This window comes from uncultured Lamprocystis sp., assembly GCF_903933125.1.
Classification (GTDB): Bacteria; Pseudomonadota; Gammaproteobacteria; order Chromatiales; family Chromatiaceae; genus Thiodictyon.
On the sequence record NZ_CAIZIZ010000121.1, the window covers coordinates 1 to 15,420 of the forward strand.

The following is a 15,420-nucleotide window of genomic DNA, read 5'->3' on the forward strand; positions in this document are numbered from 1 at the left end:
AGGTCTCACCGGCGCTGTCGATCACCGGGCGACCGTCGCCGTCTCTGGCCTCAATGAATTGATCGGCATTCAGGGCGGCCTGAGCTCCCGCCGCAAGCTGCAGCAGCGCCGCGCCGCCGATCAGCAGCATGCGGCGCTTGCTGACGCGCGCCGGCGTCGCCGTGACGGACGCCCTGGCCGGGATTGTTCTTGATGCGGACTGCTTCATAACGATATTGTCCCTGTTACTTTGAGTACGGTTACCAGTCAGGTAACCCATTTTGGTGGCGTCGCCGCATGTGATGGCCGGCCGCAGGACTGGTGTTGAACTTGCCCCGATACGAGTATCTGACCGGATATCAGTTACTAAGGCGAAAACCCTTACGGCTGGCAGTCCAACAGATGACGGCATCGTTGCCTACGCATCCGATCGCGGTTTGCGTGCCGGCCGATCACTTCACGATTGCTAACGAAAAATTAGGCACTAAATGGGCCAATGTCAAGCCGGCGGGCCGAAGCAGGGCGGAAAGATCTCTATCGCGGTCACCATTGATCTCTTGGGCGCGGTGGGCCAGGGCCCGTAGGTTCTGAAGTCGCAGGCCAATCCAACAATGGAGAGCGATCTAGGCAGGCGCATTGCCGAAGCGAAAACACGTAATGTTTTTCTCACGCGCAGGACAAAACGACAACATTGGGAAAAAAAACGGCTAGTCGAAACGACAACACGAAGAGTGCTTTTATTGTAACTCTGTATGAATGAAGTTAACAGATCGCATGGGTTAGGCGTCAGCGTGCGTCACATGACGAACACCCAGGCGAGGTACCGCGTCTGAGTTCTGCTGATATTGTTATGGAAATGCTTGACGTCGGAGGGGCCGTGCGAGCATGACGGACGAGGTGGGCGCCGGCGGCCTTGACCATTATCCCGGCCACGCGGCATCGTAGGGTGGGCAAGCGCATCGTCGTCCACCAGCGGCGGAGCGGGATTCCGTGGACAGCGCTGACGCTTGCCCACGCTCCGGTCGGTGCGATGATCAAAGCCTAGGGGCCGGTCAACGGGGGTGGCGCAAGCGGCTGATACTGGGTTAACATCTTGTGCCTTCCGACTGGATAGCACCATTCTGACGGCGGCACTCGCTGTCAGGCGATGAGCCCCTACGGATACGCTTCGGAGCCGGTGACGTCGCTACGATTAATAAATCGGTGAATTAAATGCCAGAATTTGAATCCTTGCCGATCGTATTTTTGATCGGTGCCGGTAGATCGGGGACCACGTTACTCTATAAGACGATTTCACTCCATCGGGATGTCGCTTATTTGAGTAATTATCACAATAAGTATCGCGGCACGATACTGACATCCGGTATTGAGCGGGTTTTTCGGGGATACCCCGGCATCAAACTCAAGTCGTGGTTTAAAGATGACGGGACTGCGTACTTCAACCGCGCGCGCGAATTGTATATCAAAGCAATACCCCAGCCATCCGAGTGCGAGTCGGTCTACAGGCGCTGCGGCGCGCCGATTACACCGGCGGATCGTCAGGACGTGAGTGAGAAGTCACGGGAGTGCTTGCGGCGGACGTTCAGGGAGATCCTTCGTTATACCGGCGGCACGGTGTTGCTTTCCAAACGCACCGCGAATAATCGCAGGATCGGCTTTCTTCAATCGATTTTCCCGGAGGCGAAGTTCGTGCACCTGGTGAGGGACGGCCGCGGTGTCGCTTACTCATTGCTGCATGTGAATTGGTGGGCTGACCACATTCTCTTCTGGTCCGGCATGACCCCTTCGGAAATGCTTGCTCAGGGTCAGAATGCAATCGACTTGGCTGCTCGAAATTGGGTCGAGGAGATGGAATGTATCGAACAAGGCCTGGCGGGTGTCGATACGAGTAGGGTCTGCGAATTACGCTACGAGGATTTCCTGGCGCAGCCCTACGCGCAACTGAATAACCTACTGCGGTTTATGGGGGTCGAGCCCTCCGCCGATAGGCGCTATCGGGCGTGCGTTGACGCGCTGATGTTGAAGCCCGAGAAAGTGAAGTGGATGACCGCGTGGACGGACGAGCAGAAAGCGAAGGTGCTTTCGATACAGAAGGATACACTCGCGCGGACGGGATATCTTTGATGCCGAACAGTTGCGTCCCAGCTCCCTGACACAATCTCGCTCGTCTTTTCGCACGCCTTCCGCGTCGTGCCGACAGGAGCATAGCTGTGCTATGTCCAGTCGGCGTACCTTGAAGGCAGAGGAAAATCCATCGCGATCTGGTTTGGGAGTTTCCGGCAATCGCCTTAGCGAACACCACTTTCTTTCCACACGGCGGACACCGGGGTTCCCAACCCTTCGGGCGTCCGCCGCGCGGAACCCGTGCTTAGCGCCGAATCAACACTGCGGCGTCATAGGACGGCAGGGTGACCCGCGTGACGGCGGATCCGTCGTTTACCGCATCCTGACCGGTCCCGCGGATACGCTGGAAGGTGCCGCCGAGATCCACGGTTCTGGTTGTCGGGGTGGCATTGACAACGACAATCGCGTTGTCGAAGTCGCGCCGGAAAACACTGGCGTTCCCTTCAAACAAGTAGACTGAGTCAATCCAGACGTTGCTGCTTTCTTTGCCGACATTGAACTTCAGTTGGAAATTGCCGGTGCGCGATGCGGTGAAGGTCATCACCTGCCGACTCCATTTCGCCGGGATATGGTACTGCTGGGAGGCGGTGCCCATGACCACCTGGATGGAGCGTATCTTCTCAGCTTTCACGGCGAAAGCCAGGGTGTATTCAACTCCGGCCGTGAGTTGGACCGTTGGCCCGGTGGCGGTTGCATCGTAATAGGTCTCGGCGTAGTTCTGGTGCGTACCGATCGCCAGTGCGCCGGCGCCCTCGAGCCGGTTCGCCGCCGTGGTGTCTACCCTGACCGACACGTTGCTGCCTCGCCAGTTGCCCAGACCAGAGTCGAAAGTTCCGTCCGGCATCAGGTTGCGTGCCGGGGCGAAAGTCGCGTCATCATAGATACGGTAGCGCGGCCCCTGGGGAAATCCCATCCAGCCGCGGTGGCGTCGGATCAGCGCCTCGTTGTTTGGAGTGGAGGCGATCGCGCGGCCGTAGGTTGGCGAACCGGGTACGATGTCCACGGCATATTCGTCCCACCAGGGATCGCGTGTCGTCGTGTTGTTCTCCTGGCCGTAATAGCCGTCGTCCAGCAACGTCAGCCCGAAGCTGAAGCGGAAGGGCGCATTGCTGGTGCCGGGCGTGTTGTAAAACTGATAGATCCGGGTCGATACCCGGTTAATGATCTCCACGTAACGGGGGCCGACGTTGCCGTGGTGCATCTGGGCACTGTAGATCGACAGGCGGCCGTCGATTTCCCGATAGTCCGGCAACGCGGTCCCGATGTCACGCTGTGGCCATCCCTCAAAATCGCTTCCGTTCAATGAGGTGTAGCCGCGCGTCTCAATGACGCCCCCGACGATCAACGCGTTCGGGAGTCGTTCCCGTAAATTGGTGTAGAAGTCGTCGAGTCCCTCACCCCAGAAATTCTCGCCGGTCGGGGAGAAGCCATTGTCCTGCACCAAATCGTTATTGACATCCGGCTTCTTGTTATGGAAGGAGTCCTGAATGAAATGAAAATCCGCGTCGAACATGATGCCGTGGATCTTGGCTTTCGTCACCCCGCCATCTTTATCCTTGTTGTAGTTATTGGCCAGCCACTCGGCCATGATCACGTTCAGTTGCCGTCCACTGGAGTCCCGCGGACAGGTGGTGCTGTGATTGTAGGTCCAGATCTCGGCCTCCAAGGCGTCGCCATTGCCGATCACATGCTCTGCGACGATCGCGCCAACCGGATGGGCACGGGCAGTCGACTTCAGCCCACGGCTGCTCAGGGTCAGGGTGTTGGTGTCGGTATTCACGGCGGTGACCTTGGCGTGTTCCGCATTCTCGAAGGACCCCGCTCGTCCGTCGTAGATGACGACATAGCGACCGGGGTTGAAAAGGGTCGCGTCGATCACCTGTACGTTTGTCGTGTTAGCGGCAATGGCCCTGGACAGGGTCGTGCCGGCTGCGTAAAGCCAGTGACCGGCGAAGACGTTGCACCCGCTGGTGGCTGCTCCGGTCCCGCCGAAGGGCATGCCGCTGCCCGGTCCGCAGGGATCTTTTTCGGTATAGCCTTGGTAGCCGAAAGGTGAATGAATACGCAAACCTCTGGTGTCGGGGTTGACGGCTTGTATCGAGGCGAGCCAGTCGAAGCGGTGCGACTTGAGCGCGATCACGTCGTACTTGGAGAATTGCTCAGCCGAGCCGCTGACACGGATGGGGCCGGTGGCGATCCGCGGGAAGGGCCGGTCACCCAGGTCTGAGTCCGCGTTGCGCTCTATGCTGTCGCTGGTGTCCGCATCGTTGAGGTAGGCGTAGCCATTCGACACCGGGGGAGGAGTGTTGCCGCAGGCACCAAGGGTGGTGATGTCGACCGGAGTCTGCAATGTGGTGCGGTTCGGACCGGCGATCACCGCTCCACCCGCGGTCAGGCATCCTGTGGCACCTGAAGCCAGCGAGAAGTCGACTCCGTCCTCCCAATTCCGAGAGACGCCCAGCGTGTAGCCGACCCGACCCGGCACGGAGGTAGTGACCAGGTCGTTACCTTCCAGCATGACGCCCACAGCCGCCGTGAGCGGCCGTGAGGACACGATGCTTCCGGAATATTTGACCTCCGAGGAACTGATCCCGGCTGTCACTCGCAGGTGCCAGGCTCCGGTTTGGCAATTCTGCCAAAGGAATGTGCCACGATCGGTGGCGGGATTGTAGGCGGGGGCGCCGCAGGCCAAGGTCGCCGCCTCCACCTGGCAGACGAGTAGACCATGACCAATAAGAAGCGACCCAATGCCGAAGGCTGATTGCAGTCTGCGTCGGTGACTTTTCTTGTGAACGAGTGCAGTCTCGATAAACATGTTCGAAATACCCGGATTCGTGCGCCGCTAACGCGACGGAAAACCAATACTGGCAGCACGTCTTGGTGACGGCCAAATACTTGGTATTCGTCGATCGCCCCACGCGACACGACGTTGCGTCGTGCCTGCACCGGACAATCGGCGAATATGGCTAATATCCCTCTGTCCGGAATACTAACCTGATTTGCTGCTGGGCGGTAGGTTTTCGCCGACGAACGGTAGATCTATTTGTTACAGAATGGCCTGACCACGTTGACTATCGCAGGGATATTTTTTTGTAGACTTCAGTTATTTTTTTTGTTCACAGATCGTCCGCGCAACAAGGCCGCGACGATCTCTTTTTCCCGGTCGAGCAGCGGTGGTTTCACCAGCAACAGCAGACCATAAGTCACAGTGATGACCAAGGTCGTCAAGATGACGGACGTTGTGGTCTTCCACACCCACCAGCCGGCCACACCAGCGGTTGCCCCGTGTACAACGATCCAGGCGAAGAGTTTGAGGTTCACATCGTATCCATAGCCTTCCCGTCGGAGGCGCACGATCACGATCGTGTTGGCAACGACGGTGCCAAGGAAGTTGGCAATCACCAGACTCCAGACTCCAAGGATGGGGAGCAGTGGGAGCGCGATCAGCAGCGATGCCGACTGAATGACATTGGTCCAGAAAAAAATTGGGTTTTTCTCAAGAGCCTGCACCATCAACTCGACTAGGTTGCGGGTCCCTTCGGAGATCAGCACAATGAGGAACGCCATCAGCAGGTAAGCGGCGTTGCCGTATTTTCCGCCCGTTACCCAGTCCATGAGCGTCGGACCTTCCACTGCTAAGACGACTATCGGCAGGGTCAACAAGGTCACGTTGATGCGATAGACAAACTCGGAAAGTGCCGCAACCGCCCGGAAATCCCCCTCGGCGGCGAACCGCGCCATGGCGAGCGGCCGCACCATGCTCATCAGCATGCGGGTCGGCAGAAATCTGCGGACCAAATTCAACAGATTGTCCGCAACACCAAGCATAGCGACATCCGCCGTAGACAAAAAGTGCGCGGCGGCCAGCCGATTCGGGGCACTCCCGTAGAACAACGCGCTTTGACTGAGAAGGAATCCCCAGGCCCCGTATCTGAGAGCACGTGAACGATTGGCGCGCCACCACCCCGGATCGCCTACGCCGCGTTGTTTGTCACCTCGCCATTTGCGTAGCCATCCAATTAGCATGACTGTCAAGGATGTGGCCTCTCCGGCGGCCTCGGAGACGACCACGAGCGGTAGATCCAAGACTCCGAGAACCGCAAAACCCACCAGCAGCAGCGCCGCGACCGCACCGCCTAGCGCCAGGCTGTATTGGCTCTCTTTCTGCCATAAAAACGACTCGAGGCATTGCGAAAGCCACAGTGCGCTGAGTCGCAGGTAGCCGACGAGAAGATACCAGGGAAAAAGCCAAATCCAGTCCTCGAAATTGAATGTCCGGGCGATGGTTGGAGTGAGTGGTATGAGCGCGACAAACAGCAGGGAGACGACCAACGTACGGACCAGCATGCCGCCGAACAGCAAGCGATACGCGGCAAGGTTGTTGCCGGTGGCCCGCAATTCCGGTAAATAGCGGAACAGGACTTTTTGAATGCCGATCGCGGTAATGATGCCCACGATGGCAATCACAGCCTGAAAGGAGACGTAGGTCGCGTACTCATCCAGAGGCAGCACGCGCGCCAAGACGAAAAAAATGGTCAGGGATGACAGTATGCGAAAGGTCTTACCCAAGGCGAAATGGACCAGACTGCGGCGGATGACATTCCAGCCGTAATGCTTGCGATAATCTGATTGCACGAGTAGGCGCCTCTTGCGCGTTAACTGGCGGAGGATCTGAGCGGGTTGGGCCGGGATCCGTTGTGAATAGCGGGAGCGTTACTTGTGATGGGTGGAACCTGCACGCCGGCCTGCCGCTCCCAATAGGCGACGTAGCCGATGATGATCATCAGCAGTGTCTGATACGCGATGTCGAACACCAACACATTCTTGTGGGCAAGTGTGATAAGTATGATAACGGTGGCGGGACGAACCGCACGCAACACGGCAGCGCGCTCCGGTATGTCGGCGTACGCACGCTCAAGGCGACCGGCCGAACGATAAGTCGCCGCCAGCAGGCCCAGGATCAAAAGCAATCCGAGCAGGCCGGTCTCCCACAGCAGAGCCGTGACGGCCGTGTTACCGATATTCAGTTTGAGGTTGATGACCACCGGAATGCCGTCGGTCGTGGCGCTGGTGGTCTCGCGATAGGGCGTTTCGATCTCAGCCACGCGCGTGTAACCGATGCCGTGTCCGACCAGCGTGCCCGCGAGGTCGTTGAGTCCATGCCGCTCGATCCAGAACCGCAGGCCACCGAACCGCGACAGTTCATCGCCGACTTCTTCGTTTTCGATGTTGTATTCGTAAGTGAAGCGAATCAGGTCCGGAATGCTCTCCACGCGTGCTGTACTTGGAGCATGGAGGGCAAAGGATGTCATGAGGGCGATAAGTACCAGTGATACGGGAAGCAGCGCCAGCAGGAATCGCAGGGGGCGTTCTATCAAGTCCTTTCCAAATAACACCGCAAAGACCGCCAGTAGGTAGAATATGGAGACCTTCGCCTCGTTGACAAAGATGGGTAGGGTCAGCGGCGCGGAAAGCAGGAAGAGTCTAGTCGTTGAAATGACATTAAGTTGACGGGCGGCGATAACACCGGCGATGACCATCGCCAGAAAAGCATTCAGGACTGCGTTCGCCCCGCCACCTTGCATGCTGGCACCGAAACTCCCCGCCACGACATCGATTGGAACAATTCCGTTGCCAATGTGCACCCGAGCCGGAACGAGAAACAGATACTGGTGTAACACGAAAGGCAGTTGCAGGAAGGCGATCACGAGAAACACTCGCGGCAGCCGATCGATCACGTTGGCCGGCCAGGGGATGAAGGCCAGGGCGATCAACAGCCCCCAGACCTGAAAATAGCCTTTGAATCCAACCAGGAATCGACTCGGAAGAAACTCGGACAAGGCGCCGGCGAGAATGACGGCAGCGAAAAAGCCGAGTGCCCACCAGATCACGTTGGGGACCGGCCGCCAGCCGCGATTGGGGCCAAATCCCGGTGTCCCCCATATCGCGTACAAGGTGAGCAAGATGGCAATCGGCGGAAGTGCCCAGCGAACCATTTGCAACTGTGGCAGATACAGCCTGAACAGGCCGCTGATCACCAGTCCACCGAGGACGGCTCCCCACAGCAGCCACAGGGGGCGCGCGGCGAGAAAGAGTCCGAGCACCGCGGCCGCGGGTGCGATGGCAATCAAGGCGAGGCCCGGATCGCCTTGGGCAGCGAGCCAACCGATTGCTCCGGCAGCGGCCAGGCCCGCGGCGCCGATGCCAAGCCCGGTACCCAAGTCTCTGCCGACACGGCCGTAAACGCCCATGGTTATTCCCAGCGCAGTCGTCGCGCATCGGGGGAACCCGGACGAACCGGGCACCGAGCGCGGTGTACGAAATTAACGCCCGCTCCCGCGAGGACGTCGCGATCGGGGCGTCAGCCAATGCTAAACCGTGACCAGAGTGGGAAACGTAGTTTCTTGGAGACCGGTGCTTCCCAAAACTACGCATCTCGTCCTGGACGCGGTTTAGTATATCCCTGGCCGCAGCCCGACATAGCAAAAAACCGGCGGGCGGTCCAGGAATCGCATTTCCTGCACCACCAGCCGGTTTCAGTAGCGGCAGTTCTGGGCGTCCGCCGTGCGTCATGATCCAGTCCACCCCAAGCTCCAGCGGCTTGAGGTGGGTGGATCGACTGTGGTTACGGGATGGTGGAGCACGCGCCCAGGGTCGCCAGACTCACGGGGCTTGCAACCGTTGTTCGCAGCGCACCGACATAGATTGGTACGCCCGCGGGGGCGTCGACGGTGAAACAGGCATCCGCCGCGGCCGGGAGGGTGAAGTCAAAGCCATCCAAACCGGTCGGCGCCATCTTCAGCAGGAAGGAAACCCGCTTCGGGTCGGCTGTGAAGTTCAATACATCATCCGGCTCAATGCTGACCCCCGCCGGGCTGACCAAGTTCTGGTCGGCGATCATTGTCCCTTGGTAGGTTGCCGTGGCACCGCCCCCGGTCATCCGCCCACGCCACCGGCCGTTACTGCAATCTTTCCACAGGAACACGCCGCGTTCTGTCGTCTGGTCGTACGTCGGTTGGCCGCATGGAGAAGTCTCATTGTCGACGATCGTCGCTGTCGCAACGAGATTGCCCAGGACGCCGTTCGTCGGACTGCTCAACACCAGGTTGAAAGTCTCCGAACCCTCTGCGAGGGCATCGTCCACCAGCGGCACGTTCACGATCTTGCTGGTTTCGCCTGGTGCGAACGTGACGTTGCTCAGCGCCAATGTGCCGTAGTCGCTTGGTGCGGTTGCCGTGCCGTCAGCGGTCGCCACGTCCACACCTACGGTCGCGGTACTTGCCGGGGACAGGGTGAGCATGAAGGCCGCTACCCCGGTCGGGTCGTTCTCCGCGACGGTGACCGCAGCCACTGAGATGGTGGGCGGCAGCAACGAATCGCAGTTGCCTAAGGTGTCCAGGTTGAACGGCGTTGCGACCGGCATCTTGGATGGGCCGATGTAAACGGGAGTGCTCGCGGGTGCGTCAACGATAAAGCAGGCGGTCGCCGCCGTCGGGAAACTGAAGCCCATGCCGTCCTGTCCGGTGCCGCTGACGACCAACTGGTACGCGATCCGCGTCGGATCAGTCGTGGAATCCAGCACATCGTTGGCTTCGATACTGAAGCGGGTCACGCCGAGGAAATTCCCGTCGGTGAGCACTCGTCCCCGATAGGTCCTGGCGGTGGTTCCCCCGCCTGAGACGCGGGTTTGCCACACGCCGGTCGTGCAGTCTTTCCACATGAAAATGCCAGGTTCGGTTGCCGCGTTGTAGGTTGGCGCGCCGCAGGGCGAACCTTCGTCGTCGGTGATGGTGACCCTTGCCGAGGTATCGGCGACCAACGCATCGGCCGGGTTGGTGAGATTCAATGTAAAGAACTCGGAAATCTCCCGGTCCGGGTCGTTGCTGATCGGAACCTGCAGGGTTTGCGTGGTCTCGCCCGGCGCGAAGGTCACGGTGGTCAGCGGTAAAGCCGTGTAGTCGCTTGGGGCCGTCGCCGTGCCGTCGGCCGTTGCCACGTCCACGCTGACGTAGGACTCGCTCGCCTTCGACAAGTTGACCGTGAGGGTCGCCGCACCGCTCGGAGTGTCCTCTGCAACCGTGACGTCAGCCACCGAGATAAGGGTGCACGGACCCAGTGTCCGCGGGTCGAAGGGCGGGTAGACCGGAGTACGGTCATATCCAACGTACACGGGAACGCCGGACGGCGCGTCCAAGGTCAGGCAGGTCATGGCTGTCGCTGCCGGGATGAAGTCTAATCCGTCCTGCGCGGTGACGCCGACGTTGAGCGCATAGCTCACTTTCCTGGGGTCACTGGTGTAATCAAGAACATCAGTGGTCTCGATACTGAAACCCACTACGCCGCCAAGCGCCTGAGTCGACAGCACGCTGCCCTGATAATTGTTGATCCGGCTGCTTCCGAAGGTCCGCAGATGCCAGTTTTCCGTCGGGCAGTCCTGCCACAGGAAGATGCCCTCGTCGATGTTCGGGTCTAAGATGGGCGCCGCGCAGCTGGTTGGCACGGTGGACGGGGGCACCGTCTGGGGCAGGTTGACCTCCTCGACACCCCCGCCTTCAGTCAGGCGATACAGACGATCCGCGGCGAGCCCGGTATAGGTGTCAACCCGAACGCTTGGGCTGGGCCAGCGCACTTCGATGTCCACCGTCGTACTGGCGGCCAGGCCGAAATGAATCCGTTGGTGGTTCTGAGCCCAGCGATGATAGCCGCCGTTTTGCTCGCGCATCTGGGTCTTGCTGCTGGTCGTGGCGTACACGATGGCTCCGACCGCGTCGCGATTGGTGGTGGTTCCTACCAAGTCGAACTCGATCCAGTGGTTTCCGTTCCCCTGGTTCCTGAACATATAGTCAGCGCCGCCGGTGCTCGTTTCGACATCCGGAACAATCGCCAATCCGTTCGTTACGAAAAGGTCTAAGAAGCCGTCAACGTTATAGTCAGCGACGACAACGCCCTCTCCCAGCCCGACGCCGAGCCCGGTCGGACCCTCAGCACCGGTGTTTTGTACCAATTGAAAGGTGCCATTGCCCAGGTTGTCGTAATAGCGATCCGCGATGTTGGCGACCGCGTCACGACAAACAAGAAAAAGATCGACATCCCCATCGTTGTCGAAGTCTCCGGCAGCGCCGCTGACGCAGAGGATCGGCGTACCCAAGCCGGCCGCGGCGGCGCCGTCTCTGAAAGTACCGTCCTGATTGACATACAGGACGGGCGCCACCGGCAAATCGCCAGGCTGGCGACCGGTCACCTTTGAATCGGTAATGGGGGCAGTGCTGTTGATGTCCACATAGACATAATTCCAGCGTCCCCCAGGGGATACCTGCACTGACCAGGTCTTGGTCAGGGGCTCGAATCCGATGTAGATGCCTTTGTCGACGGCGGGGTCATGAGGTTGGATGCCGGCATTGGCAGGGTCTGTTGGGGAGAGCTGTGACACGATCGGCCCGCCGCCCGGCTGCGCTCCAAGGGCGTAGCCGGTCGCGCCGATGTGAACATCGAAAGGGTTACGCGCGTTCCAGGTGATCTGGAACGACAGGTCGCCGTCCGTGACGAAGCTGAATGCCTTCTCACGCGAGTTGTCCGTGATGATGTTGGCCTCGATGCGTTGGCTACCAGCACCGCTGATCAGTGCGCCGCTCGGGCGCTGAACCCCCCGGATCACGAGCAGGTCGGTCTGCAAGTCGCCGTTGAAATCCGCGACGACCGAGTCCGACGCCAAACTGGTCGGTGGCAGGATCGACGTCTTATCGGTGAAAGGCAGCGTCGTCATATCGTAGACTTTGTTCGGGAAGACATCCATCCCGGCACAAACGATCTCCAGCGCGCCATCACCGGTCAGGTCCGCCATCTGCACGTACTGATTGTTGGTGCACTGGTGACCCACGCTCGCATTCGAGCGGACCAGGGGCGATGCCGGTAATAGGCCGGGTTGCTGAATGAAAAACTGGGTCCGGCCAGCCCCGCTGGCGCCGCCATGCATGGCCATCACCCAGTCGAGGTGTCCGTCGTGAGTGAAGTCGGCCCACAGCGGCAGGCGGCCACCCCATGCGTACCCGGAGAGCCCGTATTCGACCATTTTATCCGATAGTATTTGGCCGTCGTTGACCAGGAACTGGGTCTTGTCGATCGCTCCGACCGACACGACGAGGTCCTGATCGCCATCATTGTCGAAATCGCTCCAGGCAGCGCCGTGCTGGTCAGCTTTCGGCAAGGTTCTCCAGATATCGACCTCATGCCAGCGATCTTCAAAACTGCCGTTGGCCAGGTTGATGTGGAGGCTGGGCCGGGCCCGATGGTGGTTGACGAAGAGGTCCGGCCAGCCGTCGCCGTTCTTGTCACCCCAGGATGCACCATAGGACTCCCCCTGGTACATGAGGTTCGTCTGCGCCGTCATGTCTTCAAACTGCACTTGGGCGGAAGCGGCCCCACCAAGGATCAGCAGGGAAAGCAGTGATGTCGCGGCGAGCATCGGGAACCGCGGGAGGTGTCCCGACATTGGAGCTTTCGGTATCATAAATTTTTTCTCTTCAACGACAATTGCGAAAATTCAGGTCCGATGTCCGTGAGGCGAAAGGTCCAGATCGCTGGGGGGACGGGTCGCTTACGGAGACCGGAGCGACCCGCGGCGGGACTTCGCTAAGCTTTGCGACTGGGTTGCTATCACGTTCGGTGCGGCCATCGCCACGCCAACAGCCTGGTTACGCTGGCGGATACGAAGCCGGCGGCCGTGCACTGAAACGCCGGCACGGGGCTGGGGATAATTTAATATAGGCAAAATATGGGCCAAAAGATGCTAGGCGAAGAACCGAGTGACGGGGACGCCGGCGACGCCCGTGCGGGCCTCAGAGCAACTGTAACTCTGTATCGCCAGTCAGGCAGTACGCTCGCGTCGTGTTCGCGACGCATCGGCATCGCGCAAGGCGTCAGCAGCAGTCGCTCACCTGCCGCGGCGCTGGTTTGTTGGTCCACTGGCGCTGGGCTTCGTTCCTGGCTTAACCGACGCGCGTTACGCAGCACTCCGAGCCTTCTGTGATGCACTATGATCGCACCCGTGGCTCTCGTCCGGAGTGCCGCGTTGTCCTCAAATTGCCTTGCGTTTTGGTACTGGAGTTCGATTATGCAACGATTTCCAAAAAGTCAGTCCTGGTGTTCGGTTGCATTCCTGGCTCTCGTGATGTACGCCGGAGTCGGTCTGGGGGATGACGACGCGGTGGACCCGGACGATCCGTTGGTTCAGCGCGGCCTTGTTTCGGTTAGTGCCTTCGGGGCTACGCCGAACGACAACACCGACGATACCGCGGCGATCCTCAAGGCTTTGGCGGCAGCGCGTGATGGCGGACTGGCAACCTATTTCCCGTCCGGCACTTTTTTGGTGTCGGACTCGCTCAAATGCTTTCAGCGTGCACGTGACAATGGTCGGCGACTCCAGATCGAGCGCCGTAAACCTTGCGTGCTTCTCGGTTCGGCCGTCGGTGATCGCTCAGTGCTGCGTTTGGTGCCAAGAGCCCCCGGCTTCGACGACGCAACGAACCCGAAGCCCGTGGTTTGGTTGTGGTCGCAATCTGACCGCGGACCCCTTGCGGGTAGCGAGAGCCCGCAAGACGGTGATCCAACCATTTCATTTAATCAGGTGATCAAGGGACTGGATATCGATCTGCGCGGCTCCGGACATGTTGGCGCTGTCGGTATCCGGCACGCCGGTTCCCAGGGATCGACCATCGAAGATGTCAGCGTCTTCGCGGACGGGGCCTTCGCCGGTCTTTACGACACCCCGGGGCAAGGTGGTGGCGTGTACGATTTTCGCGTCTATGGTGGTCGCTACGGTGTTTTCGCTACATCGGCGTCTCGCTATCCGCTCTTGGTGGGATGTCGGTTTATTCGGCAAGATCAGGCGGCGATCGAGTGGTCGGGACACGTCCTGTTCGCTTTAGTGGGTTTTGCAATCGAAAAGACATCGACTGGTCCCGCGATTACCGTGCAGCCGGGGGGGGCGATTTTCGGTCGGGGATTTGTGCTGGTTGACGGAACGATCGAGTCTGTCGGCCCGGTTGCCATCAATAACTCCGCAGGCAAGGCGCTAACCTTGTCGAACGTGTACTTCAGTCGCAGCGAAGCCAGTGTGCAAAGTGGTGATAAGCCGCCGCTACCGGTCGCGGGATCGGGGGCGCAGATGCTCGACTACACGTATACGGGCGTAGGCTATCTGTCACTGATCGAGGGCGAAACCAAGCCCGCCGGATTTGAGCGGGTACGCACCGCAGCGAGCGGGCCGCCTGAGGCCGATGCCTTGATTCGCCGTCATCTCTGGGACGCCGGTTTTCCTTCTTTTGACGACCCGGCGCTTGTGGATGTCCGCCGCTACGGTGCTCGACCGGATGATCAGGAGGATGATACCGACGCTATCCAGAAAGCCCTTGATAAAAATTCTAAAGTTTTAATTCCTAAGGGTGTTTTTCTCATCAGTCGGCCGCTTGTATTGGGGGCTACCAACGCCTTGGTCGGGGTCGCCAAGACCTATTCCGTCCTACGCGAGAATACGCGCTGGGATGGCGCTGCAGGTACTGCCCTGGTCACGACGGTCGCGGATGCCAAGGCCACTTCATCGCTGTCATTCGTCATGCTGGAAACACAATCCACTGGCCGTACAGCGCTGCACTGGCGTGCGGGCAAGGCGTCGATCGTACGTGATATCATGGTGGGTCCGGTTTCCGCTTTTTACGGGAAACGGATCAGCAATCCGGGACAGACCTTCCGGATTTCTGATTCGGGTGGCGGGCGTTGGTTCGCCGTTGCTGCCGAGTGGGGACATATACACGGTGCGACTTATGACCCTCGCTACTACCACCTTCTTGTCGAGGGTACGAACCAGCCGCTGGCATTCTACGGCCTGAATCTCGAGCGGGATGCCGTTTGGCCGCAGGCGATGATCCGCGACTCGGAAAATATCGACATATTCTATTTCAAGACCGAAGCGGACGAGTGGCAAGGCCGGGTACCGGCCGGGGTACTGCTGATGGAGCGCTCCCGAAAGATACGCCTGTTCGGAATGACCGGGAACGCTCATCCTCCCGGCTCGTCCCTGGTTACGGTGGACGGGGGGGATACGATCCAGCTTTCGCAGGTGGCCGGATTCAAGCTCAAGCATGACTTCGCGAATGTGGTGGAGATTCGATCCGGAGTCTCCCGACAAGTTGGCGGAGACACCCCGTTGGCGCTTTTCGAGCGTCAGTCAAACGGTGATGTACGGAAATGAAGGAGCACTTGCCAGCGACATGGATATAATATAGCCTATTGAAATTCCGGAGAAGCAGTTCGCACAAGCAT

General features: G+C 59.5%; 7 protein-coding genes. 2 read left to right on the plus strand and 5 right to left on the minus strand.

Going from position 1 to position 15,420, the window contains the following annotated elements:
- Window positions 1-208 (minus strand): hypothetical protein (locus QZY03_RS05410; protein ID WP_295578823.1); only part of this gene is annotated, 208 nt, incomplete at its 3' end.
- A 983-nt stretch (window positions 209-1,191) separates the two neighbouring features.
- Between QZY03_RS05410 and QZY03_RS05415 the strand changes: the two genes are divergently transcribed.
- Window positions 1,192-2,103, plus strand: coding sequence for a sulfotransferase (locus tag QZY03_RS05415; protein WP_295578825.1), 912 nt, complete (start codon window positions 1,192-1,194; stop codon window positions 2,101-2,103).
- A 244-nt stretch (window positions 2,104-2,347) separates the two neighbouring features.
- On the opposite strand, the gene QZY03_RS05420 is transcribed toward QZY03_RS05415, so the two are convergent.
- The 4 genes from QZY03_RS05420 to QZY03_RS05435 form a co-directional block, all read right to left on the minus strand.
- Entirely contained in the window at window positions 2,348-4,810 is a 2,463-nt protein-coding gene (locus tag QZY03_RS05420; RefSeq protein ID WP_295578827.1) for a putative glycoside hydrolase, read from the minus strand.
- A 392-nt stretch (window positions 4,811-5,202) separates the two neighbouring features.
- Window positions 5,203-6,738 carry a lipopolysaccharide biosynthesis protein gene (locus QZY03_RS05425; protein ID WP_295578829.1) on the minus strand — a complete coding sequence of 512 codons (1,536 nt, stop codon included), beginning with the start codon at window positions 6,736-6,738 and terminating at the stop codon, window positions 5,203-5,205.
- 20 nt (window positions 6,739-6,758) lie between these two features.
- The gene (locus tag QZY03_RS05430) at window positions 6,759-8,354 is read right to left on the minus strand and encodes a hypothetical protein (RefSeq protein WP_295578830.1); all 1,596 of its coding nucleotides are present in this window, start codon (window positions 8,352-8,354) and stop codon (window positions 6,759-6,761) included.
- Window positions 8,355-8,728: 374 nt separating this feature from the next.
- Window positions 8,729-12,565: a Calx-beta domain-containing protein gene (locus QZY03_RS05435; RefSeq protein WP_295578832.1), complete on the minus strand. Its 3,837-nt coding sequence runs from the start codon at window positions 12,563-12,565 to the stop codon at window positions 8,729-8,731.
- Window positions 12,566-13,213: 648 nt separating this feature from the next.
- Here QZY03_RS05435 and QZY03_RS05440 point away from each other — a divergent pair.
- The gene (locus QZY03_RS05440) at window positions 13,214-15,349 is read left to right on the plus strand and encodes a glycosyl hydrolase family 28-related protein (RefSeq protein WP_295578834.1); all 2,136 of its coding nucleotides are present in this window, start codon (window positions 13,214-13,216) and stop codon (window positions 15,347-15,349) included.
- Window positions 15,350-15,420: the final 71 nt, after the last annotated feature.